This is a genomic window from Hymenobacter rigui, assembly GCF_003944715.1.
Taxonomy (GTDB): Bacteria; Bacteroidota; Bacteroidia; order Cytophagales; family Hymenobacteraceae; genus Hymenobacter; species Hymenobacter rigui.
On record NZ_RWIT01000023.1, the window covers coordinates 21,911 to 42,097 of the forward strand.

At 59.1% G+C, this 20,187-nt stretch carries 28 protein-coding genes; 12 read left to right on the forward strand and 16 right to left on the reverse strand.

What is annotated here, in order from left to right; genetic code table 11:
• Positions 1–3: 3 nt before the first annotated feature.
• Positions 4–585 carry a hypothetical protein gene (locus tag EI291_RS21600; protein WP_125424367.1) on the reverse strand — a complete coding sequence of 194 codons (582 nt, stop codon included), beginning with the start codon at positions 583–585 and terminating at the stop codon, positions 4–6.
• Positions 578–2,125, reverse strand: a complete 1,548-nt coding sequence (gene gpmI, locus EI291_RS21605) for a 2,3-bisphosphoglycerate-independent phosphoglycerate mutase (protein WP_125424368.1) — start codon at positions 2,123–2,125, stop codon at positions 578–580. Before gpmI ends, EI291_RS21600 begins: the two co-directional genes overlap by 8 nt.
• Before the next feature lie 145 nt (positions 2,126–2,270).
• Here gpmI and EI291_RS21610 point away from each other — a divergent pair, with 145 nt between their 5' ends.
• The 7 genes from EI291_RS21610 (at position 2,271) to EI291_RS21640 (ending at position 6,788) form a co-directional block, all read left to right on the forward strand.
• Positions 2,271–2,669, forward strand: coding sequence for a DUF4783 domain-containing protein (locus EI291_RS21610; protein ID WP_125424369.1), 399 nt, complete (start codon positions 2,271–2,273; stop codon positions 2,667–2,669).
• A gap of 140 nt (positions 2,670–2,809) precedes the next feature.
• On the forward strand, positions 2,810–3,670 hold the full coding sequence (nadC, locus tag EI291_RS21615) for a carboxylating nicotinate-nucleotide diphosphorylase (RefSeq protein ID WP_125424370.1): 861 nt from the start codon (positions 2,810–2,812) through the stop codon (positions 3,668–3,670).
• A gap of 109 nt (positions 3,671–3,779) precedes the next feature.
• Positions 3,780–4,385, forward strand: coding sequence for a hypothetical protein (locus EI291_RS21620; RefSeq protein WP_125424371.1), 606 nt, complete (start codon positions 3,780–3,782; stop codon positions 4,383–4,385).
• Positions 4,386–4,440: 55 nt separating this feature from the next.
• On the forward strand, positions 4,441–4,797 hold the full coding sequence (locus EI291_RS21625; RefSeq protein WP_125424372.1) for a hypothetical protein: 357 nt from the start codon (positions 4,441–4,443) through the stop codon (positions 4,795–4,797).
• 8 nt (positions 4,798–4,805) lie between these two features.
• Complete coding sequence (locus tag EI291_RS21630) at positions 4,806–5,078, forward strand: heavy metal-binding domain-containing protein (RefSeq protein ID WP_125424373.1); 273 nt, start codon at positions 4,806–4,808, stop codon at positions 5,076–5,078.
• Between the two features lie 121 nt (positions 5,079–5,199).
• Entirely contained in the window at positions 5,200–5,940 is a 741-nt protein-coding gene (locus EI291_RS21635; protein WP_125424374.1) for a class I SAM-dependent methyltransferase, read from the forward strand.
• 116 nt (positions 5,941–6,056) lie between these two features.
• The gene (locus EI291_RS21640) at positions 6,057–6,788 is read left to right on the forward strand and encodes a ZIP family metal transporter (RefSeq protein WP_125424375.1); all 732 of its coding nucleotides are present in this window, start codon (positions 6,057–6,059) and stop codon (positions 6,786–6,788) included.
• Between the two features lie 3 nt (positions 6,789–6,791).
• Here EI291_RS21640 and EI291_RS21645 read toward each other — a convergent pair whose 3' ends face one another.
• The 4 genes from EI291_RS21645 to EI291_RS21660 all read right to left on the reverse strand — a co-directional run bounded on the left by EI291_RS21645 (position 6,792) and on the right by EI291_RS21660 (position 11,120).
• Positions 6,792–7,868 (reverse strand): TlpA disulfide reductase family protein, encoded by a 1,077-nt coding sequence (locus EI291_RS21645; protein ID WP_125424376.1) that lies wholly within the window; start codon positions 7,866–7,868, stop codon positions 6,792–6,794.
• A gap of 136 nt (positions 7,869–8,004) precedes the next feature.
• Entirely contained in the window at positions 8,005–9,588 is a 1,584-nt protein-coding gene (locus EI291_RS23455) for an OmpA family protein (RefSeq protein WP_125424377.1), read from the reverse strand.
• Positions 9,589–9,734: 146 nt separating this feature from the next.
• A complete protein-coding gene (locus EI291_RS21655; protein ID WP_125424378.1) occupies positions 9,735–10,067 on the reverse strand; it encodes a chaperone modulator CbpM in 333 nt (110 codons plus the stop codon).
• Positions 10,068–10,196: 129 nt separating this feature from the next.
• Entirely contained in the window at positions 10,197–11,120 is a 924-nt protein-coding gene (locus EI291_RS21660) for a DnaJ C-terminal domain-containing protein (RefSeq protein WP_125424379.1), read from the reverse strand.
• 209 nt (positions 11,121–11,329) lie between these two features.
• Between EI291_RS21660 and EI291_RS21665 the strand changes: the two genes are divergently transcribed.
• Entirely contained in the window at positions 11,330–11,743 is a 414-nt protein-coding gene (locus tag EI291_RS21665) for a DUF6799 domain-containing protein (RefSeq protein ID WP_125424380.1), read from the forward strand.
• A gap of 69 nt (positions 11,744–11,812) precedes the next feature.
• On the opposite strand, the gene EI291_RS21670 is transcribed toward EI291_RS21665, so the two are convergent.
• The 3 genes from EI291_RS21670 to EI291_RS21680 are packed head-to-tail and all read right to left on the reverse strand — an operon-like array spanning position 11,813 to position 13,266.
• Entirely contained in the window at positions 11,813–12,010 is a 198-nt protein-coding gene (locus tag EI291_RS21670; RefSeq protein ID WP_125424381.1) for a hypothetical protein, read from the reverse strand.
• 20 nt (positions 12,011–12,030) lie between these two features.
• Entirely contained in the window at positions 12,031–12,420 is a 390-nt protein-coding gene (locus EI291_RS21675; protein WP_125424382.1) for a septal ring lytic transglycosylase RlpA family protein, read from the reverse strand.
• A gap of 9 nt (positions 12,421–12,429) precedes the next feature.
• A complete protein-coding gene (locus tag EI291_RS21680) occupies positions 12,430–13,266 on the reverse strand; it encodes a glycoside hydrolase family 25 protein (protein ID WP_170172758.1) in 837 nt (278 codons plus the stop codon).
• A 133-nt stretch (positions 13,267–13,399) separates the two neighbouring features.
• Between EI291_RS21680 and EI291_RS21685 the strand changes: the two genes are divergently transcribed.
• Entirely contained in the window at positions 13,400–13,675 is a 276-nt protein-coding gene (locus tag EI291_RS21685) for a VF530 family protein (RefSeq protein WP_125424384.1), read from the forward strand.
• A gap of 56 nt (positions 13,676–13,731) precedes the next feature.
• Complete coding sequence (locus EI291_RS21690; RefSeq protein ID WP_125424385.1) at positions 13,732–14,058, forward strand: hypothetical protein; 327 nt, start codon at positions 13,732–13,734, stop codon at positions 14,056–14,058.
• Between the two features lie 86 nt (positions 14,059–14,144).
• Here EI291_RS21690 and EI291_RS21695 read toward each other — a convergent pair whose 3' ends face one another.
• From EI291_RS21695 to EI291_RS21705, 3 genes are all read right to left on the reverse strand, one after another.
• On the reverse strand, positions 14,145–14,489 hold the full coding sequence (locus EI291_RS21695) for an Hsp20/alpha crystallin family protein (RefSeq protein WP_170172759.1): 345 nt from the start codon (positions 14,487–14,489) through the stop codon (positions 14,145–14,147).
• 206 nt (positions 14,490–14,695) lie between these two features.
• Positions 14,696–15,766: an acyltransferase family protein gene (locus EI291_RS21700; RefSeq protein ID WP_125424387.1), complete on the reverse strand. Its 1,071-nt coding sequence runs from the start codon at positions 15,764–15,766 to the stop codon at positions 14,696–14,698.
• A 79-nt stretch (positions 15,767–15,845) separates the two neighbouring features.
• Entirely contained in the window at positions 15,846–16,214 is a 369-nt protein-coding gene (locus EI291_RS21705) for a VOC family protein (RefSeq protein WP_125424388.1), read from the reverse strand.
• 86 nt (positions 16,215–16,300) lie between these two features.
• Between EI291_RS21705 and EI291_RS21710 the strand changes: the two genes are divergently transcribed.
• Positions 16,301–17,059, forward strand: coding sequence for a PPK2 family polyphosphate kinase (locus EI291_RS21710; protein WP_125424389.1), 759 nt, complete (start codon positions 16,301–16,303; stop codon positions 17,057–17,059).
• 104 nt (positions 17,060–17,163) lie between these two features.
• On the opposite strand, the gene EI291_RS21715 is transcribed toward EI291_RS21710, so the two are convergent.
• Positions 17,164–17,730 (reverse strand): GNAT family N-acetyltransferase, encoded by a 567-nt coding sequence (locus EI291_RS21715; protein ID WP_125424390.1) that lies wholly within the window; start codon positions 17,728–17,730, stop codon positions 17,164–17,166.
• A 126-nt stretch (positions 17,731–17,856) separates the two neighbouring features.
• On the opposite strand from EI291_RS21715, the gene EI291_RS21720 reads away from it, so the two are divergent.
• Positions 17,857–18,267: a hypothetical protein gene (locus EI291_RS21720; RefSeq protein WP_125424391.1), complete on the forward strand. Its 411-nt coding sequence runs from the start codon at positions 17,857–17,859 to the stop codon at positions 18,265–18,267.
• 163 nt (positions 18,268–18,430) lie between these two features.
• On the opposite strand, the gene EI291_RS21725 is transcribed toward EI291_RS21720, so the two are convergent.
• The 3 genes from EI291_RS21725 to EI291_RS21735 all read right to left on the reverse strand — a co-directional run bounded on the left by EI291_RS21725 (position 18,431) and on the right by EI291_RS21735 (position 19,927).
• Positions 18,431–18,685: a phosphopantetheine-binding protein gene (locus tag EI291_RS21725; protein WP_125424392.1), complete on the reverse strand. Its 255-nt coding sequence runs from the start codon at positions 18,683–18,685 to the stop codon at positions 18,431–18,433.
• A gap of 60 nt (positions 18,686–18,745) precedes the next feature.
• The gene (locus EI291_RS21730; RefSeq protein WP_170172760.1) at positions 18,746–19,324 is read right to left on the reverse strand and encodes an efflux RND transporter periplasmic adaptor subunit; all 579 of its coding nucleotides are present in this window, start codon (positions 19,322–19,324) and stop codon (positions 18,746–18,748) included.
• A gap of 153 nt (positions 19,325–19,477) precedes the next feature.
• Entirely contained in the window at positions 19,478–19,927 is a 450-nt protein-coding gene (locus EI291_RS21735) for an Rrf2 family transcriptional regulator (RefSeq protein WP_125424394.1), read from the reverse strand.
• Positions 19,928–20,187 lie beyond the last annotated feature (260 nt).

The following is a 20,187-nucleotide window of genomic DNA, read 5'->3' on the forward strand; positions in this document are numbered from 1 at the left end:
GGTTTATAGCACCCGTCCCCGCACCGCGTACCGCACGGAGTCAAACAGAATCAGCTTCTGCACGCCGTTCACCGAATAGCTAACCAGCCGGCCGTTCTGGCAATGCAGCTCCAGGGCTTTGGCTGAATACACCAGTGGATTGTCCTGGGCTACCATAGCGGTAACATCCTGTACCATAGAATCCCGGCTAATCACGGTGAGTTTTTCCACCGGGTGGTCGGTGCCGGATTGGCGGCGGTACGTGCGCTGGAGCAGGCCGGAAGGCAGGGTCATAGAGTCGACGGCATACAGGCCGCGCAGGGCGGGCTTGTTGATATCGGCCTGCTGAAAAATCTGTAGCTCCTTGGCCCAGTCGGTTTTTGGGACGCGGGTGGTTTCCTGCTTGCCGTCGCGCAGCAGTACCTGCTTTTCCACGGCTGGCTGCTGCTGGTTCAACTGCTGGCTTTGCTGTTCCAGGAAGCCAGGCAAATCAAAGTAAGCCGGCTTGTGGTTGGCCGGATTCGGGCGTACGGTGGCCGTGTCGCCGGAGCCGCATGCCGCCAGCCCCAGCAACCCGCCCAGCAGTACCGGCGTGTACTTATGCATTCGGAGTAGTTTCCGGGCGGAGCAGGCTTTGGCCGCTCATAGCCTCGGGTTGCGGAATACCCATCAGCTCCAGCACGGTGGGAGCAATGTCGCCCAGCTTGCCATCGGCTACGGCTCCGGTGTAGTCATTGCTGGCCAGAATGCAGGGCACCAGGTTGGTAGTATGGGCCGTGTTGGGCGAGCCATCGGGGTTAATCATCATGTCGGCGTTGCCGTGGTCGGCAATGATGATGCAGGCATAATCGGAGGCCAGCGCGGCCTCAATTACCCCTTTGGCGCACTCATCCACGGCCTCGGCAGCCTTCACGGCAGCCTCAAACACGCCGGTGTGGCCCACCATATCGGTGTTGGCGAAGTTGAGCACCACAAAATCCGTGGTTTTGGCCTGCAGCTCCGGCACCAGGGCGTCGCGCAGCTCGTAGGCACTCATTTCGGGCTGCAGATCGTAAGTGGCTACTTTGGGCGAGTTGCGCATAATGCGCTTCTCCCCGCCAAACTCCACCTCCCGGCCCCCCGAGAAGAAGAACGTCACGTGTGGGTACTTCTCGGTTTCAGCAATACGGATCTGGGTTTTGCCGTGCGCGGCCAGCACCTCGCCCAGGGTTTCTTCCAAGTTATCCTTCTCGAAGATGGGCGTGACGCCGGTAAAGGTGGCGTCGTAGTTGGTCATGGTGAGGTAGTGCAGGTTCAGGCGGTGCATCTCGAAGGCGTGGAAATCCTGCTGGGTAAGCGCCTGCGTGATTTCCCGGCCCCGGTCGGTGCGGAAGTTGAAGCACAGCACCACGTCGCCTTCCTGAATGGTGGTCAGCGGCTGGCCGTCGGCTCCGGTTTTCACAATCGGCTTCAAAAACTCATCCGTCACGCCTTCCTTGTACGAGTCCAGCATGCTCTGAATCAGGTTCTGCGAAGGCGCACCCTTGCCGTTCACCAGCAGGTCGTAGGCCAGCTTCACCCGCTCCCAGCGGTTGTCACGGTCCATGGCGTAGTAGCGGCCCACAATGGAGGCAATCCGGCCGCTGGCCCCGCGCTGCAGGTGCTGCTCCAGGTCGTTCACGTAGCTCACGCCACCCTTGGGGTCGGTGTCGCGGCCATCGGTGAAGGCATGAATGAACACGTTGTGCACGTCCTGGTCGTGGGCAATGGTGCACAGGGCTTTCAGGTGTTCGATATGGGAGTGGACGCCCCCATCGGAGAGCAGGCCCATCAGGTGCACCGGCTTGTTGTTGAGGCGGGCATACTCGAAAGCCTTCATCAGCGCGGGCATACCGGCCAGCTTCCGCTCCCGGATAGCCTTATTGATGCGCACCAGATCCTGGTACACTACGCGGCCGGCCCCAATGTTCATGTGGCCCACCTCGGAGTTGCCCATCTGCCCGTCAGGCAGGCCTACGGCCTCACCGGATGCCTGGAGTTTGCTGTGCGGGAAGCGCTGAAACAGCGAATCGACAAATGGCGTACGAGCCTGGTCAATAGCCGAAACCTCTTTATTCTGCGCCAGCCCCCAGCCGTCCAGAATTACCAGCAATACCTGTTTGTTCATGAGGGCAAAGATAGGCCGGCTACAGCGAAACGCCCACGTTTTACCTAACTTGGTGGCGCAGAATTACCCATTCGGCGAAGCCGCCGGCCCTGCCATCAGCTTGGCATCATTTTAGCACCCTGCATGACGAACCTTTACCGCTAGCATGAAACGTACATTCCTTTTGGCCCTTACGCTGGTGTGGAGCTTATTGCTGACCGCCGGCCCCCTGGCCCAGGGCGAAGCTTTCGGGCCCGTGCGCACTGCTATCCGGAGCTCTTCTTCCCGTGATCTGGCGCAGTATTTTGCCCCTACCGTGGAGCTGAGCTTCGATGGCGACAAGCAGAGCTACAGCGCCACGCAGGCGGAGTTTGTGATGAAGGACTTCTTCGCCAAACACTCGCCTGCCTCCTTTGACTTTATTCACTATGGCGGAAGTAACGAGGGCACGCCCTATGCCGTGGGCAAATACGCCGGAAAAGACGGGGCGTACCGCATGTTTGTGAAAATGAAACAGGCGGGAGGTGGTCTGAAAATTGCCACCATCGACTTTACCAAAGAGTAACCAACCCCGTAGCGGCAACTGCCGTTGAAGAAAAGCGCCGTGGCAACCAGCTACGGCGCTTTTTTTATGCCTTCCACTTCCCTGGGCCGGGTTTGCGGAGCCAGGGCAATGGAACGGCCCCTTTTTGCTATTTTTGCACCGTGCAAACGCCCCCCTACCTCACCCCGGAAGCTCTCGACACCTTTATCCGCACCGCGCTGGCCGAAGACATCGGCGACGGTGACCATTCGGCTCTGTCAGCTATTCCGGCGGAGGCGCAGAACCGCGCCCACCTGCTGATCAAGGATGAAGGCGTATTGGCCGGGGTAGCGCTGGCGCACCTCATTTTCCGGGCTGTGGATGCTGATCTGCGTATTGAGCAGCGGCTGGAGGACGGGGCCCGCGTGAAGCACGGGGATGTGGCATTTATCGTGGAAGGCCGGGCCCAGAGTATTCTGACGGCGGAGCGGCTGGTGCTCAACTGCATGCAGCGCATGAGCGGCATTGCGACCCGCACGGCGTACCTGAACAGCCTGCTGGCCGGCACCAACGCCAAGCTGCTGGATACCCGCAAAACCACCCCCAACTTCCGCCTCTGCGAGAAATGGGCCGTGCTGATTGGTGGCGGTGTAAATCACCGCTACGGCCTGTTCGATATGATTATCCTCAAGGATAACCACGTGGACTACGCCGGCGGTATCCGGCAGGCTATTGCAGCTTCCCAGTCCTATCTGGCCCGCACCGGCCGCCAGCTACCCATTGAAGTGGAGACCCGCAACCTGAGTGAGGTGCAGCAGGTGTTGGATGCCGGCGGCGTTACCCGGATTATGCTGGACAACATGAGCCCCGCCCAACTGCGCGAAGCCGTGGCACTGGTAGCCGGCCGTTACCCGCTGGAAGCCAGTGGCGGTATTACGGAGGAAACCATTGCCGAGGTAGCCGCCACCGGCGTCGATTACATTTCGGTGGGGGCCCTTACCCATTCCATCCGCAGCCTCGATATGAGCCTGAAAGCGTTTTAATGAGTTATTCGCTAACCGTTGTCAGTTGTTCGTTGTCAGTACGCTCTTATCTGATAACTGACAACGAACAACTGACAACGGTTAGCGAATAACTGCCAACTAACATACAATGCAACTCCCCAACCAACGCGGTGGCTACCGGCAACAGCAGCAGCAACAGGCTGCTTCACCACTGGCCATCCGCACCAAGAAACACCAGCTCGATACCGACACCTATACCAAACTGGCTATGGCCCGGGTGTGGCGGCGTGAGTGGTGGTATGCCCTTATTCCGTTTGCGGTGGGTTTGCTGCCGGCACTCATCTGGCCCTCGTGGTGGTGGCTGAGCGGCGCGCTGCTGCTCACGCTGCTGTACGTACTGTTCCGCTCGGCTCAGGTAACGGGCGTAACGCAGGTAGAGCAAACCAAGCCGCTGTTTGAAAAGCTCAGCTATGAGTTCGATAACAAGCAAGTGGTGCTGCGCCGCAACGACAAGGAAGGCATGCGCCTGACTTGGGATATGATTGGCAATGTAAAGCGCGAAGCCGACGGGTATCTGTTGTCGTTGAAAGCGCCGGAGATGCCTCAGGACCTGAAGGGCTGGCGGTTGTGGATGGCCAAAACCTTCGACACGCCTATTTTCATTCAGGTACCGGACCGGATTTTCAACTCGCCCAACGACCAGAAGCTGTTTGATGCTATGTTGCGGCGCAAAAACCTACTGCCCGGCGGCTAGTACTACGCCTGGCTCTTTCTCTGACTAACGAACCGTAGAATACAGAATCCTTCTCATGACCAAGCAACTCGTACTTTCCGCCCTGGCCGTAGCCACTCTGGCCCTGAACGCCTGCAGCAGCGAACCATCGGACTGGCGTCCGGATAAAAAAGTATCGGTAGATACGGTAGAGCCCGGCAGCCGCTCCTCGGACAACTTCGACCAGCACACGGCGGAATCGGCCAGCCAGCACAAAGGGGGCGCTATTGAAGAGCCCATCAGCTCCGGCGTAACCCTGGACGAGCCCAACCAGACCAAGCGCACCAGCGCCGAAGAAGTCCGGACGGCTGACGCGGCAGATGCTGCTGAAACCAACAGCAAAGAGGCTATCCAGAGCGTGCGCAAAACGGACTCAACCAGCACCAAGAAGTAAGTATGCTGATGCGTACCCTCTGGAAACGGGCCGCCCTGGTAGTGTGGCTGGCTCCGGCCATGTGCCTGATCAGTTGCGAATCCAAGCCGGCCACGCAGGAAGCTGCCATCACTACGCCCGCGGCGGCTCCTGCTGATTCGGCCGCTACACCGGTCGTAAATGCTGCCTACCTCTGCCCCATGGGCTGCGAGGGTAGCGCCAGCAGTAAGCCCGGCAAATGCCCCGTGTGTGGTATGGACCTGGAGCCGAACCCGGCAGCGAAACCGGCCGCTCAGCTTTGATTTGACCTCGCGGGGCTTCATCTTTGCAACATCATTGCAAGTATGGAGCCCCTATTTGCTTTCCTGAAACAGAAAAAGGGCGCTGTTGTGCCCTTTTTCTGTTTCGTTGCATTCCCCGCCTATGCTTCCTGACGCCGCCGAATGGTTCAGTACCTGGTTCGATTCGCCGTATTATCACCGCCTTTACCAGAACCGTAACTACGCGGAAGCCCGGGAGTTTCTGAGCCGTTTGCTGGCTCATTTGCACCCTAAGCCAGCGGCTCATCTGCTGGATCTGGCCTGTGGAAAAGGCCGGCATTCCCGCTATTTGAGTGAGCAGGGTTTTGATGTGACAGGCGTTGATTTATCGGCCCGGAGTATTGCGGCCGCCCGGCAGTTTGCCCACGCGCAGCTGCACTTCCACGTGCATGATATGCGCGACCCGCTTCCGTACGGCCCTTTCGATTTCGTGCTGAATCTGTTCACCAGCTTTGGCTATTTCGAGCATGAAGCGGAGAATGTGGTGGCACTGCGTAACGCCGCTGCGGCGTTACGGCCGGGCGGTAAGCTGGTTATTGACTTTCTGAACACAGAACTGGCCATCGAAACGCTGGTGCCTTATGAAGCCAAGACAGTAGATGATACTGAATTTCAGCTACACCGGCATTTTCACAACGATTTTATCGTGAAGGAAATCCGTTTCCGCGACGAGGCTGGCCAGGAGCAATACTTCGAGGAGCGGGTGCGGGCCCTCAGTCGGGAGCGGTTTGAAGAATACTTCCGCATGGCCGGGCTGCGGTTGGCTGAGGTGCTGGGCGACTACCAACTCGGCAGCTTCGACCCGGCCACCAGCCCCCGAATGATTTTTGTGTTAAAGAAGTGAAACGGTGAGCCGGTAACTGATAACAGGAATGCAAAGTGCCAGAGCTGTGGCTGACGGCTTTGGGCTGTCCATTATCACTTACTGCCTCACCCGATTCTACACCATTACCTGTTGCTATGTGGTTTGCTGTTGCTGGCTTATTTCTGACGGTGCTGGGGGCTGGTTGGCTTACCCGCCTGCTGCCCACGGCCCGCACTACCTGGATGAAGCCGCTGCTGGCTTTCAGCGGGGCCTACCTGTTCACGCTGACCGTCACCCACCTGCTCCCGGAGGCCCTGCAGATGCGGCCGGGGCACGAGGTGGGATACTTTGTGCTGGCAGGTTTTTTCGGGCAGATGCTGTTGGAGGTGTTTTCGCAGGGCGTGGAGCACGGGCATGTACACCACCACACCGAGCATGCCGGGCGGGTACCGTTTCTGCTGCTGTTCTCCCTGGTGCTGCACTCATTTCTGGAAGGCAGCATTCTGGTTAAAACCCCGGAGGCCGGCGACGTAAGCCAGAATTTCTACGCTATTCTGGCGGGGGTAGCATTGCACCACATTCCGGCCGCTTTTGCCCTGATGGCCGCTTTACTGCTGCGTCTGGGCTCATTCCGGCGGGCCGTGCCCTACCTGCTGCTGTTCGCGGTGGCGGGGCCGGCGGGCATTGTGGTCAGCAATTTTGTGGTGCTGGAGCAGCTTCTGACCGGTGGTTTCTACGCGGCTCTGCTGGGGTTGGTAGCCGGCAACTTTCTGCACGTTTCCACCACCATCCTTTTCGAAACCAGCCCCGACCACAGCCTGAACGTGCGCAAGCTGGTGGCCACGCTGGCGGGGCTGCTGCTGGCCCTGGCCGTGGATCTGGTGTAATACTTACGGCTTAGGCAGACTCGCCAACGCCTTTTCCAGCTGCTCCACATCGGAGGTGCGCTCCACCACCACGCCCTGCGGATTCAGCAGCAGGTAGGTAGGAAACGCCGAAATATTGTACGTGGTAAGCACGGGGCTTTCGTCGCCGGCCAACTCCGAAAGCTGAGTCCAGCCGGCGTGGTGTTTCCGGATGGCCTGGAGCCAGAGCTGCTTATCCTGGGCACTTTCGGCGGCTATTCCCACAAAGGCTACCTGCGGCCCGTACTGCTGGTGCAGGGCGCTGAGCTGGGGTATCACCCGGATGCAGGGTCCGCACCAGTGCCCCCAGAAATCAAGCACCACGTAGCGGCCCCGAAAACTGGCCAGGGAGGTGGCCACACCGGCGGTGTCCGGCATGGTGAAGTCAGCTGCCACCTTGCCTACCACCGGCATATTGCGCAGAATGGTAAGCCGTTGGGCAATTGCCCGGCCCTGCACGGAGGTCTGCCGGGCTTTGGGCATGCGGGCCAGAAGGCGGCCGTAGGCTTCCGCCTGCGTATCATCGTAGTGGGTCTGCCACAATAGAATATCGGTGCTGGCCTGAGAAGAGAGGTGCTGCTCCACAAACTGCAGCGACTCGCGCACCCGTTGCTGCCGCAGCGGTAGTGTGGATTCTTTCGCGGCCATGGCCTTTCGCACGTTGGCGTAATAGGGCCACTCAATCTGTCGGCGGTACTTCGTGAGCACCTCGTTGCTGGGCGTGCCGGTAAACGTGAGCTGGTAGGGGGCGCTGATGGAGCCGCTCACCTGCACCTTGCCGGGCTCATACCAGAACGACGTCCATTGGCTGCGGTCAATAATCAGGTCGATGGTACCGTCGTCGGAGGGGTGAGCGGTGTAGCGGAACTGGTCGTGGGTGGCGCGGACAGTATCAGTGTGCTCCTGGCCGTGGTAGCGGTATTGAAAAAGAATAGGCTGCCTGCCAATGCCTTTAATGGTGCCTGTCAACTGACAGGAGGGTATGGCCGGAGCCGTGGTTGCTGAGGAAGCAAGCGTAGTTGCCAGATAGCCGGCCATTACCAGAAAGCTGGTATAAAGCATAGGGAATGAGAGAAGAGTAATGAAAAATCAGATGCAATACGGTAAGCGGATCAGATAGAAGCGGATGGCCAAACTACAAAAAAAGCGGCCTGCTCAATTGAGCAGGCCGCTTTTTTTGTACGAACTCTGGAATTAGTTATTTCCGGCGTACGGGTGCCTTACGAACCGGTGCTTTTTTCACTGGGGCCTTTTTTACGGGCGCAGCTTTCACCGGAGCAGCCGGAATTTCGGGAGCCGGACCGTACTTGGTTTCGGCGGGGTTCGGGTCGCCGGGCAGGTACACGTCAAACTCTACGCGGCGGTTGAGGGCGCGGCCCGCCTCGGTAGCATTGGTGGCAATGGGCTTGGTTTCGCCGTAGCCATGCGACACGATACGGTCTTCGGGAATGCCTTTGCGCAGCATGTACGCACGGGCCGAAGCAGCACGCTCATCCGACAGACGCAGGTTGTAGGCATCATCACCCTTATTATCGGCGTGGGCCGAAATACCGAGGAAGTAATCCGGGTAATCGTTCAGGATTTTCACCAAGCCATCGAGGGTCGGGAACGAAATGGGCTTCAGCGTAGCCTTATCGAACTCAAACTGGATGTACTTGGTAGCTTCCTGCAGGCGCTTCTTCTCCTCAACTTTCATCTCGGGGCAGCCTTTGTTCGAGGCCGGACCGGGACGGTTGGGGCAGCGGTCCTGATAGTCGGGCACACCGTCACCGTCTTTGTCGAGGGGGCAGCCGTTGGCATCTACCGAAACACCGCCGGGGGTATTGGGGCACTTGTCGTTCTGGTCAATTACACCGTCGTTATCCGAATCGGGGCAGCCTTGCAGTTCGGCTTTACCGGGGGTGTCGGGGCATTTGTCGTCGCCGTCACGCACACCGTCGCCGTCCCGGTCAGGGCAGCCTTCCAGCGTAGCCAGGCCCTTCTCGGTGGGGCATTTATCCTGGTAATCCGGCACGCCGTCACCGTCGCCATCGAGGGGGCAGCCGTTCATGTCCACGGCTACACCGGCCGGGGTGCCGGGGCATTTGTCTTTTTTATCAGAAACGCCGTCGTTGTCTTCGTCCTTGGCTTTGCCCAGGGCTACGTTCAGGCCCACGGTATGCTGCAGGAACCGGTCGTCAAACTTGTCACCATCGCGCACCGGCTCACCATCCAGGTTGGCGTTGAGCGGAATGTGCTGTCCGGTCTGCACGAACAGGGTTACGGCGTCGCCCAGGCGGAAGTCGATACCAGCCGCGCCAAACAGGTCGAAGTAGCTCTTATCCTCATCGGTGCGCAGGGACTGGCCATTGCGGTTGATAGTGCCCTCGCGGCTGGTGTAGGTCCAGCCCGGCGCGGCCAGCAGATAGGGCCGAATGGGTGAGTCGTCGTTGAAGAGCTTGAATTTCAGGCCCAGGTTCACGTTCACCACGTTGGTGGCGAAGTTGCTGCCGAAGTAGGGGGCGCTGTTGGGAGCCGTCTTCTTGAACTCTACGTAGTTGCCGCTCAGCTGCAGATCCAGCCCTTTAGTGAGGTACTGGCTGAAGGTGATACCCGGCGCGTACTTGTTTTCGCCCCATTTCCAGAAGTCGGAACCGAAGCTGCCCTTGTACTGCATGGCGCTTACGTTCAGGCCAATAGCCGTTTTGCGGTCAGCTGTCTGGGCGTTGGTAAGGTGGGGCGCTAAGGCACAGGCCGAGAGGCCCAACATCAGCACCTTCGGGAGAGGAATGCGTGGAGGCATATACAGGTGAAAAAGGTGGCTTTAAGGAAAAGAGTCCGCCGAGCGGAATGGGCTTTTATACCTCAACTATCGAGAAAGGTTGTGCTTGTTATCCAACTCCACCTTTGCAGGATGCAGAGTTCTGTATCCTTAGCCTGCTGCCCGAGCTACCGTCCGGTTATGTCCAGCAATGGGCCGGAACCGCTCAAAAACACCTCCAATTGCCGTACCCGGGCCCGTTGCTGACGCAGCTCCTGCTGCAACTGCTCCAGGCGCTGGCGCATGGCCAGCACCACTTCCAGGCTGTCCTTGCTCAGACCCAGGTCGTGGTAGAGGCGGGACAGGCGGGCTACGTGCAGAGGTTCTTCTCGCAGGGCATTGGGCGTATCCGGTGCGGCCTGCAGCAGGCCCAGCTCCACAAACTCCCGCACATCTGCCTCGTTGAGGCCATACTGAGCGGCACACTCATGAAAAGTGATGGTGATGATGTGCGTTTCCATTGTGTTGAAAAGAAGGCTGAATAAACAGGTAAATAGTAGGGCGTCTGAATGATTGAATTATGATAAAAGGGTTGGGCTAACCGGTTGAGTCCGCTTTCTGCTCACGCTCCCTTTTTTATGTTCCCTCACTTACTTCCGCAAATCGGCCAGTTGCCGGAACAGGGTTTTTTCCTGCTCCGTGAGGCCAGTTGGCAACGTGAGGCTCAGGCGCAGGTACAGGTCGCCGAACTGGCCTGCCTGCCGGTACACCGGAAACCCTTTGCCGCGTAGCCGCAGCCGGGTACCATTCTGGGTTTCGGGCTTGATGTTGATTTTTACGGGGCCGGAAAGGGTTTCCACGGTTTGTTCGCCACCCAGCAAAGCTGTGTACAGGTTTACCGGCACGTCCATTGTCAGGTCGTTGCCGGTGCGCGAAAAGCGGGCATCGGGCCGAATGCGGAGCGTGATGTACAGGGAGCCACTGGGCCCACCGTTACGGCCGGGGCCGCCCTGGTCGCGCAGCCGGATAACCTGCCCGTCCTCTACGCCCGGCTGAATGGTAATGCGCAGGTTTTTGCCGTTTACGGTGAGCGTGCGCGGGCCGCCGTGGTAGGCATCTTCCAGCGTCAGCTCCAGCTCGGCCTGATAATCCTGTCCGGCGCGGGGCCGACTGCCGCCGCCCCCTCCACCGCCCATGCCGCCGAACATAGAGCTGAAAAAATCCGAAAAATCAGCACCGCCAAACGGGTCGTCGGTGCCGCCACCAAAGCCACCACCCTGCGCGTACTGGCTCCAGTCGAAGCCCCCGCCGGCCTGCTGGCCACCCCGGCCGCCGCCTGCCTGCTGGTAACGCTGCCAGTCGGCTCCCAGCTGGTCGTACTTCTGGCGTTTCTCGTCGTCGCTGAGCACCTCATTGGCCTCATTGATTTCCTTGAACTTGCGCTCCGCCTCCGCGTCGTTGGGGTTTACATCGGGGTGGTATTGCCGGGCCAGTTTGCGGTAGGCCTTCTTGATCTGGTCCTTGCTGGCCGTTTTCTCAACACCCAGCGTTTTGTAATAGTCTTTGTAATCCACGGAGAGTTATCTGGAGAGAGAACAGAAGGAGAGAGGTGCGGGTGAAAACGGCTAAAAAAAGCCGCCACGCCGACTATTTTGAAACGAAATCAATGGGCAAGGGGTTACCGGCCCAACTAAGTAGCCAAACCGGCAACAGTTGCGTAGTTTAGAAGGCGCCGCCGGGCGTTTTATTCTCCAACCCCTTTCATTCCCACAATCCCACTCGTATGAAATGGTATCCTACTCTCTCCGCCGCGCTCCTGCTTACGGGGCTGGCTACTCTCACGGCTGAAGCGCAAACAACCGCGCCGCCGCGTCGTTCGGTTCAGCCCCGGCCCCGGGCTGCGGCGCCCGTTGGCATGACGATGAAGGACGGTTTTGTGGTGAAGGACGGTAAGGTGATGGTGACGCGCGACGCGCACACCGAAACGCTGGCCACGGAAACCAGCGTAGTAAACGGCACCAAAATCAGCCCAGCCGGCGTGGTTACCATGCCCGATGGCACTTCCACTACCCTTAAGGAAGGCGACTATATGTCCCTGACCGGCCGCCTCACTACTATGGCCATGAAAGCCGAGCAGGATAGCCTGATGGCCCTGGCCAAAAATGGTAAGGGTAAAATGAAAATGAAAAAGAAATAAGCAGTAAAATACCCTGCTGTACAGCCACATCGGCTGCTCTGGCGCACCAGTCGGGGCAGTCGATGTGCGTTATCGGCGGGCCGTGTAGTCCTGGAAAATGAGCAGCACTTCGGCCTCGTCGCGGGCTTCTACTATCTCATCCATCACAAACTGAATTTCAGCTTCGCTCCAGCCCTGGGTTTCGGCGGCTTTCACGAAGGCTCCCAGCTGGGTAAACCGGTCCGCCTCGGCGGGAAGGGTCCATTGTACTTTCTTGCGGATACGCATCGGAGAAGGGAAAAAAGAACTTAATGCGCCTTGCGCACCACCTTTAGCTGCACGGGGGCCACGCCGGCATCTACAATCCCAATCTTGCGGGCGGCCTTTTTCGACAGGTCGATGATGCGGCCTTTGGCGTGGGGGCCCCGGTCGGTAACGGTAACTTTCACAGAGCGGTGGTTGCGGGGGTTGGTCACGCGCACCACGGTTCCGAAGGGCAGTGTATTGTGGGCGGCAGTGCGTTTGCCGGGGCGGTAAATGGTGCCGCTGGCGGTTTCGCGGCCGTTGAACTTATCGGCGTAGTAAGAGGCCTGTCCACTTTGGGTGAAAGTTCCGGTGCTACCGGCGCAGCTACTCAGCGCCTGCCCCGCAGCCAGTAGCAACAGTACGCGCCCAACGGTGAAAACAGAAACAGGCATAGATAAAAGTTAGTTAGGAACCGCACCCCGGCCGCGTGCCGGAATACGCATGGCCAGCAACCGCTGAAAATTTCCCTGGAATACGTTGAAATCCACGGTGCCCCGGATACCGGGGACGTAGGCCTCGTCGGAGTGCTGCCAGATAATCCATTTTTCGCGGGGGAGGCTGGGCTGACTTACCTCGTAGTGGGCCAGCCACAAGGGGTAATTATCGAAATGACCAGCCAAATGACGCTTGTAAAAACTGTAGTTGGAGTACAGAATGGGCCGCACCCCGTAGTGCCGCTCTACCAGCCGCAGCCAGGTGGCCACGCCGCGTCGCATCTGGGCCACATCATGGAATTCCGCGTGCTCTACATCCAGTACCGGGGGCAGGTCGCCGGGAGCCAGCGGCACGGTGCGCGTGAACAGGTTGGCCTGTTTGGTCGCATCGTAATTAGGCTGGAAATAATGGTAGGCACCCCGGTAAATACCGGCCGCCCTGGCTCCCCGCCAATTGCGCTGGAACCGGTTGTCGCGGAGGGTAACGCCTTCCGTAGCTTTAATGAAAGCAAAGCGCACCCGATGATTCGCTACCAGCGGCCAGTCGATGCGCCCCTGGTAAGCCGAAACGTCAATGCCATGCACCGAATAGCCTTCCAGTAACGGGGTTTTCTCGTGGCCGGTAAGGTAGCGGCTGATGAGGGTGGCGTACACCCGGCGGGCGTAACGGTTTACCTGCCGCTGATGCCGGCCGTACCACACCAAACCGGCCATTAGCAGTAGCAGCAGTGCCAGCGGCAGCATCCGCCGCCAGTAGGGGCGGGGGGCAGCAGCAGAGCGACGGGTGCGGGCAGAAGCAGGCATACGCAGGGCGGTAGTTGCCAAAGGTAACGTAACAAGGCGCTTTTCTGGTGCCCCAACCGCCCGAAAAGGCGGCAGGTTTCCACTGGAAGCCCCGGCCTTTTTTGCACTTTTGCAGCTGTATTTCCTTCTACTTATGCCAACTGAATCACATTCATCTGAAGATGCCCGCGACGAGTCGGGGCACCTGATCCGGGAGCTACACGGCATAACGCTGGCCCAGATTCTGGAATATCTGGTAGCTGCGTACGGCTGGCCGGAGCTGGACCGCCGCATCCGCATCAATTGCTTTGCCGTGAATCCCAGCATCAAATCCAGCCTCACGTTTCTGCGCCGCACGCCCTGGGCCCGCACGAAGGTAGAGGAGCTCTACATCCAGACCCGCACGGCGGAGGTGTTGAGGCGAAAGTAGTCCGGCGGCGCTTTTCATTTTTCCTGTACCCCTATTACAGCAAATAACTACATCACATGGCCGACGTGAAGGAAAAAAACGGGCCTCTAGCCTTGCTGGCCGGAGCCGCGCTGTTCGTGGTGTTTGAGGTAGTTACTTACTACGTGCTGAAGTTTGCCACCTCCGGGATGGGCATGGCCGACCAGATGCAGCCCGAAAATACGATTGTGAGCAACTGGGTGAAGGCCGTGGTGTTTCTGCTGCTGTACTTGGCAATAGTGGTGGTGGCCGTGCTGGTGCTCAGCAACCGCCTGCCCCGGCGCTACCGGGGCCAGATTATGGGCTGGTTTTACGTGTCGTTGGTGTTGGCCTTTGTACTGCTGTGGCCGCTGTTCAACCCCTAGCGGCCATAAAAAAGCCACTGCGGCTGGCAGTGGCTGGTGAAACCATGGGCCGGTCGGTCCCGGCGTTATAGGCAGCTACACAAAGGTTAGCGCTGCTTGATGTTGATTTCGCGTGGCTCGGCGTTCGACTGATACGGAATGCGCACCTGCAGCTCGTGGCCCTCAAATACCGCATCAATGCGGGTGAGGTCGAGGCCGGCGGGTAGCTGCAGCACCCGGCTGAACAGCGGGGCGGCCAACTCGTCCTCGGGCGTGTGCCGGAACTCGGCGTACACCGTCAGGACGTTCTCATTCAGTACCACGTGGAATTTCTCAGAGCTAACGGATGGAGCGGCAATTCGCACAACTACACCCTTTTCACGCTTGTCGATCCGCATAGCCGCCTGCGCAACCCCACCGCCAATGGTGTTCATCAGGTCGAGGTGAGGCATGAGGCTACGGATGAAATCCTTGCTGATTAAGTTCATGAGGAGGTTCCTTTCTATTGTACCGGGAGTATTTCCAAATCCCGTACCAATCTGGAAAGTATCCGACAGAGCTTGTGTAACCGCCAAAAAGTCCGCTTTATGCGCTTTTAGCTTATTCAAGCATGGCAATATGGCCGGACGGTTGCTCGCGAAACAAGCCTGCCCACGCCTCAGTCGTAGCGCAAATGCCGCTTCATCCGGTCGAGCGGCCCTTCGATAAAGTGCCAGGAAGCGGCGCTAAGGCCAATAAGCAAGGGGGTGAGGACCAGCAAAGTCGGTAGCGGCCCCAGCAGAATAGTGCGCCATTCGGAGCCGGCCGGCCAGAGCGTGTACACGGCCCGTTGCCAGAATACCGGCAGCAGCAAATGATACAGATACACCCCGAAGCTGCGCTGTCCCATCCAGACCAGCGCCGGGTGCAGCAGGCTACTGCGGCGGGCGGCCGCCGGGTTGCGCAACAGCCAGGCTAGGGTAAGAAATGCCGCCACGGCCCCCACCGCCGGGAACAGCACAAGCCAGATATTGCCGCCCTGTACGGGGTGCAGCCAGGCCCACAGCGTCCACCACCCCCCCCAGGCCAGCAGCACATACCGGCCCCGTGCCCACTGCTTCAGCGCCGCCGAGTTTTCCAGTAGCCGCAACAGAGTGCCGGCGGCAAATAAATCCAGGGATGCGGGCAGCAGCAGCAGCACAAAGCCCGGCGTGACCAGCAGACTCCAACCCACGCGGAAGAGCAATCCGCAGGCTCCTATCAATACCAGCCACCGCACCCGTCGGCCAACCACAGCCAGCAGTGCCGGCCATAGCAGATAAAACTGCTCGTCCACGGCCAGCGTCCAGAGGTGGCCACAACCCTCGCCCCAGCGCTGCAGGTGGTAGAACAGCTGATTGGCCGCCGGCAGCAGAAACCACAAGGGGTACTCGCGGACGGTAGTTAGGGGCAACAGCGCACTCAGGGCCAGGGCGCAGTAATAAGGCGGAATAATGCGCAGCAGCCGCCGCAGGTAAAATGTGCCCAGCCGGCGGCGCCAGGGGCCTGGAGCACCGGGGTAGACCTGCTGCTTCCACACGATGCCCGAAATCAGGTAGCCACTCAGCACGAAAAATACCAGCCGGCCCATTTCGCCCATCATGATAGGCGGCGCGGCCCAGTGCTGGACCACTACCAGCCACACGGCAATAGCGCGCACTCCGTTCAGCTCGGGACGGTAAGCGAGGGGTGCGCCGGGAGGCGTGGTCATAAGCAGGAATCGGGATGAGATACGCTGCAAATTACCACCCTGGCGCCGCTAGAGTTGCAACAGATTGGCCACAGCGACGCTAGGGTGCAACAGGCAGCTGAAAATGTGGATTCTGGATGATGCCGAACAGATTCCCGAACGGGTCCTGTACCGTGCCCAGCCGGATGCCGCCACCCACATCGTGCACGGGCTCGTGGGGGTGGGCACCGAGCTCTACCAGGCGCGCAAAGGCACTGTCGGCATCCGAAACACCCCAGTATGTTACGGGGCCGCACTGTCCGGCTACGGGGCCGTCGGGGTCAAGCCCCAACTCATAGCCGCCCACGTTGAAACCCACGTAAAAAGGCTCGTCGAAATAGGGCGCTTGCTCCAGTACCTGGCTGTACCAGGCTTTGGCTTTCGCCAGGTTGCCCACGGGATATACAATGGTGCGCAGTCCTTGCAGCATAAGGGTAACGGGTAAGTGAGCAGAGCATTATCAGCAAAGCAAAACTGCCATATTTTCTTCCAATTACAACCTATCGTCAGCTAGCCATGCCCACCACCAGCCTCACCAAACTGCCAACCCGCGCTCCGGCCGACTACCACAAAACCACTACCCTGCGGGAGCTGAAAAAGCTGCGTCAGGAGCTCATAGGCCTGCAGGACCGCCTCTATGCTGAAAACCGCCACAGCGTGCTGGTCGTTCTGCAGGGCATGGATGCCAGCGGCAAAGACGGCCTGATTCGCCGGGTTTTTAGTGGTATCAATCCGCAGGGCGTGCGGGTGCAGGCCTTCAAGGAACCGACGAAAGAGGAGCTGGCCCACGACTTTCTCTGGCGCATTCATCAACAGACGCCCGCCCGGGGCATGATACAGGTATTTAACCGCTCCCACTACGAGGATGTGCTGATTACGCGGGTAGAAGGGCTGATAACCACGGAAGAAGCCCGGCGCCGCTTCACGGCCATTAATGCCTTCGAGAAACTACTGCAGCAGGCCGGCACCACGGTGCTGAAGTTTTACCTGCATGTATCCGAAAAAGAACAGCAGGAGCGCCTGCAGGAACGCCTCACCGACCCCACCAAACAGTGGAAATACGAGGCCGCCGACAAGCAGAAGGCAAACCAGTGGCCGCAGTACCAGGTAGTGTACGAAGATGTGTTTCAGCACTGCAGCCCCACTACCTGCCCCTGGCATATCGTGCCCGCCGACCAGAACTGGTATAAGGCCTACGTGGTGGCCCTTGCCCTGCGCGACGCGCTGGTAAAGCTCAATCCGCAGTACCCGGAAAACCCCAAAACAGGTTCTTAGTGCCTGCCAGGCAGTAGTTGATAATGAGAAACGGATAAAAGAACAGGCTCCACCGTAACCCGATGGAGCCTGTTGCATACAGTCTAAGCTTTAAGCTCTAAGCTCTAAGCTTTTGGCGGTGTTTTATCGGCTTCCGTCAGGTCGCGGCCGTAAAGTTGGCGGCCCTCAGCGTCCAGCGCATCCGAAATGCGTTTAAAGCCGTTGGCTTCCAGCGTACGGCGGGCGGCATCATTAGCAGGAGGGGTGCGGGCAGTGAGGTAACGTACCATTCCTGTATCGGCCGCGTGGCGGACCAAGCCGGCTACCAGCTCCTTGCCTATGCCGCGGCCCTGCCAATCATCGGCCACCGAAAATCCGATTTCGGCCGTGGCATCAATAGGCGGACCGTGGAAGCCGCCGGCTCCGACTATTGTGTTCTTCGGAGCCTCCGTTCCAGCCCGCAGAATGGCGTACCAGCCGTACCAGCCCGCGGCGTCGCGGCCCCCGGCTGTGAGTTGGTCCAGAAAAAACTGTTGAGCGTCCCTGTCATATTCGCCGGGGGGCCAGTGGGCGGGTAGCTCCGCTCCCAACAGGATGGGGAAGTAGTGGGGTTTCGAAATTTCGGCCGTAAGCAGGGCGCGGCTGGCGGCTATCAGGGTGAGGCGGGGAGTGTAGGCAATCAGCGGAATCATACGCAACTATACGAAGTCGGCCGCATTTCTGTCGAAAGCCGGATGTGCTGTATATATATGATTAATCGAATACTGAGCGCAGCAGCTACCTTTGTGCCTTTCTCCCGCCTTAGTTGAATAGTGCCAATGCCGTTGCCCACCCCTGATTACCTGAACGCACTATACCGCCCTGACCTGAACGTACTGGTGGTGCGGTGGATGCGGCTGGTAACGCTGGCCGAAATGCAGCAGGGGTACCTGTATCTGCTGGAGGTAGCTGCGCAGCACCAGTGCCGCTTTTGGCTGCTGGATGCCCGCCGCCGCTTCAACACCGACCGGGAAGGGGCCGCCTGGATGGTAACGACGTTTCTGCCTACGCTGGCAGCCCGGCTGGGGGGGCGCACCTATCTGGCATATTTGCTGATGCCTGTAATTATGCGGGACGCGGAAGCCGATGCCGCTTTTCCGCCAGCCCACTTTTTCGAAGACAAGCCATTTATGAGTGAACGGTTTGTAGATGAGCAGCAAGCAATGGCTTGGCTGCAGGCGGCGCAATAGCCTGTTTGCCTGCCGGTGATGAGTTGAGTTGCGTAGAACGCAACGGCTCCGGCTTTGCGCACAGACCCGGCCTGCCAACGGCACCCATAACCATCAACGGGTGCCCGGTACAAGCCAGACCGTGCGCAAAACCGGAGCCGTTGCGCGGGTATGCGCCGTGATACTAGTCGATTATAAGGTTGCTCAGGTGCAGATCCACGCAGTCCAGTACATCCTGTACGGTACGCATCTGCTCCATTTCTGCATCCTTAATTTCGATGTGGAAGCGGTGTTCCAGATTAATGGCCAGTTCAACCAAGTCAATGGAATCGAGGCCGATATCTTCCTGCAGACGGGAAGTAGCGGTAAGCGAAAGGGCCGGGTTACGACGCTTGCGGCGGAGCATACGCTCTACCTGATGACGAATGAGCTGTTCCATAAGAAACGGTGCGGCAGCAAAAACAAGGGAAAAAGCAGACGAAGAGCCTCCGTAAGGAAACTACTCAACGCTGGTAAGGAGCAATGTGGTATCTGCGGGAAGCGGCTGAGTGAGCGTAGCCACCGGAGTATGCGTCGATAGAGCATCGCCGGGGGCGGCCGTCGGGCGGGTAATAATGCCGTCGGCAGGAGCGGTTACGTACACGAAGCTGAACATCGGAACGCAGTGCGCCAGCTGCCGGCGTGTGTCGGCCAGTTGCTGGCGGGCCGCCAGCAACTGCGCCGCCGGGGTACGGCCTTCCAGCGCGCTCAGCGCCTGCTGCTGGCGTTGCAGCCGGGCCTGCAGCTGTTGCTGCTGCACACTGGGCAGACGTTCCAGCACCTTCAGCAGCACCTGGCCCTGCCGGACGTGCTGGCCTTCGTGGAAGTACACCTCGTGTACACGGCCCACTTTGCCGGCCGTAATTAATTGCCCGGATAGTGAGTCGGTGTTGATGGGCCGATGGGCAACTGCCAGAAAGCGGGTGGTTTCGGCTGGTACTATTTCAGCCTGGGTGTCGGTGGGCGTGAGCCACAGCGGGAAGACGGAGCTGCCCGCTGCAACAAAGAAAATCAGCCCCATGCCAACTATCTTTTTCATGGAATACATGCCGGGTTGTCCGGCTGAGGCCATTTGCCGCGGAAAGCTGCAAACGACCGGGAAAAACCCGCAACCTGCCGAAACAAGCCGCGGAAGTGCGTGAAAAACAGATAGTAACCGATTTGGTTACATTTCCTGAGAAATAAAAAATGCTCAGCCCGAAGCGCCGGGGCAGCCCTGCGGCAAATGCTTGCCCAGTTCCTGCTTTACCTGCGCCACCGACACGGCCGCCAGGGCGGTCCGCATGGCTTCAATGGCGGGCCCGAACAGGCCTTCCAGGGTTTCCTGCATTACCCGGCCCAGGTCGCAGTGGGTGTTGGGGTTGGTGCTGTTCACCTGAAACAGGTCGGGCTCGGTTTCCTGCACGGCCCGGAACACATCCAGCAACGAAATATCCGTGGCTGGGCGGGCCAGTACCGTGCCGCCGCCGGCGCCCCGCTGGCTTTGCACCAAGCCGGCCTCGCGGAGCGTGCTCACCAGCCGCCGTACCACCACCGGGTGCGTGCCGGCACTGCTGGCCAGCACCTCCGAGGAAACCGGTTGGCCCTCGGCGTGCGCCAGATACGCCAGAATATGCGTTGCCACGGCGAAACGGGTGTTCATACTGGAATACGTAACAAATTCGGTTACAAATATACGACACTAATTGATTGGACACAATCAATTGTTGAAAAATTGCGGGTCGGGGTGCTGCCATACGTTACCAGAGCTGGAAAAAGCAGCTCCGCACTGGCAGACGCAGTCGGGTCCCTAACTACTTTAAGCTCAGTCGATATTTTCAGTGAATGACAGCGGGGCGAGGAGCACGCCTGCGAACCGATATCGGTTGGCCGGCCTCGGTCCGAAACTTTCACGTCAGCTCC

What these genes read in the sequence shown, in the direction of transcription:
- EI291_RS21600 (WP_125424367.1), bottom strand. Translation starts at nt 585, where the DNA reads ATGCATAAGTACACGCCGGTACTGCTGGGCGGGTTGCTGGGGCTGGCG.
- gpmI (WP_125424368.1), bottom strand. Translation starts at nt 2,125, where the DNA reads ATGAACAAACAGGTATTGCTGGTAATTCTGGACGGCTGGGGGCTGGCG.
- EI291_RS21610 (WP_125424369.1), top strand. Translation starts at nt 2,271, where the DNA reads ATGAAACGTACATTCCTTTTGGCCCTTACGCTGGTGTGGAGCTTATTG.
- EI291_RS21620 (WP_125424371.1), top strand. Translation starts at nt 3,780, where the DNA reads ATGCAACTCCCCAACCAACGCGGTGGCTACCGGCAACAGCAGCAGCAA.
- EI291_RS21625 (WP_125424372.1), top strand. Translation starts at nt 4,441, where the DNA reads ATGACCAAGCAACTCGTACTTTCCGCCCTGGCCGTAGCCACTCTGGCC.
- EI291_RS21630 (WP_125424373.1), top strand. Translation starts at nt 4,806, where the DNA reads ATGCGTACCCTCTGGAAACGGGCCGCCCTGGTAGTGTGGCTGGCTCCG.
- EI291_RS21635 (WP_125424374.1), top strand. Translation starts at nt 5,200, where the DNA reads ATGCTTCCTGACGCCGCCGAATGGTTCAGTACCTGGTTCGATTCGCCG.
- EI291_RS21640 (WP_125424375.1), top strand. Translation starts at nt 6,057, where the DNA reads ATGTGGTTTGCTGTTGCTGGCTTATTTCTGACGGTGCTGGGGGCTGGT.
- EI291_RS21645 (WP_125424376.1), bottom strand. Translation starts at nt 7,868, where the DNA reads ATGCTTTATACCAGCTTTCTGGTAATGGCCGGCTATCTGGCAACTACG.
- EI291_RS23455 (WP_125424377.1), bottom strand. Translation starts at nt 9,588, where the DNA reads ATGCCTCCACGCATTCCTCTCCCGAAGGTGCTGATGTTGGGCCTCTCG.
- EI291_RS21655 (WP_125424378.1), bottom strand. Translation starts at nt 10,067, where the DNA reads ATGGAAACGCACATCATCACCATCACTTTTCATGAGTGTGCCGCTCAG.
- EI291_RS21665 (WP_125424380.1), top strand. Translation starts at nt 11,330, where the DNA reads ATGAAATGGTATCCTACTCTCTCCGCCGCGCTCCTGCTTACGGGGCTG.
- EI291_RS21670 (WP_125424381.1), bottom strand. Translation starts at nt 12,010, where the DNA reads ATGCGTATCCGCAAGAAAGTACAATGGACCCTTCCCGCCGAGGCGGAC.
- EI291_RS21675 (WP_125424382.1), bottom strand. Translation starts at nt 12,420, where the DNA reads ATGCCTGTTTCTGTTTTCACCGTTGGGCGCGTACTGTTGCTACTGGCT.
- EI291_RS21680 (WP_170172758.1), bottom strand. Translation starts at nt 13,266, where the DNA reads ATGCCTGCTTCTGCCCGCACCCGTCGCTCTGCTGCTGCCCCCCGCCCC.
- EI291_RS21685 (WP_125424384.1), top strand. Translation starts at nt 13,400, where the DNA reads ATGCCAACTGAATCACATTCATCTGAAGATGCCCGCGACGAGTCGGGG.
- EI291_RS21690 (WP_125424385.1), top strand. Translation starts at nt 13,732, where the DNA reads ATGGCCGACGTGAAGGAAAAAAACGGGCCTCTAGCCTTGCTGGCCGGA.
- EI291_RS21695 (WP_170172759.1), bottom strand. Translation starts at nt 14,489, where the DNA reads ATGCCTCACCTCGACCTGATGAACACCATTGGCGGTGGGGTTGCGCAG.
- EI291_RS21700 (WP_125424387.1), bottom strand. Translation starts at nt 15,766, where the DNA reads ATGACCACGCCTCCCGGCGCACCCCTCGCTTACCGTCCCGAGCTGAAC.
- EI291_RS21705 (WP_125424388.1), bottom strand. Translation starts at nt 16,214, where the DNA reads ATGCTGCAAGGACTGCGCACCATTGTATATCCCGTGGGCAACCTGGCG.
- EI291_RS21710 (WP_125424389.1), top strand. Translation starts at nt 16,301, where the DNA reads ATGCCCACCACCAGCCTCACCAAACTGCCAACCCGCGCTCCGGCCGAC.
- EI291_RS21715 (WP_125424390.1), bottom strand. Translation starts at nt 17,730, where the DNA reads ATGATTCCGCTGATTGCCTACACTCCCCGCCTCACCCTGATAGCCGCC.
- EI291_RS21720 (WP_125424391.1), top strand. Translation starts at nt 17,857, where the DNA reads ATGCCGTTGCCCACCCCTGATTACCTGAACGCACTATACCGCCCTGAC.
- EI291_RS21725 (WP_125424392.1), bottom strand. Translation starts at nt 18,685, where the DNA reads ATGGAACAGCTCATTCGTCATCAGGTAGAGCGTATGCTCCGCCGCAAG.
- EI291_RS21730 (WP_170172760.1), bottom strand. Translation starts at nt 19,324, where the DNA reads ATGAAAAAGATAGTTGGCATGGGGCTGATTTTCTTTGTTGCAGCGGGC.
- EI291_RS21735 (WP_125424394.1), bottom strand. Translation starts at nt 19,927, where the DNA reads ATGAACACCCGTTTCGCCGTGGCAACGCATATTCTGGCGTATCTGGCG.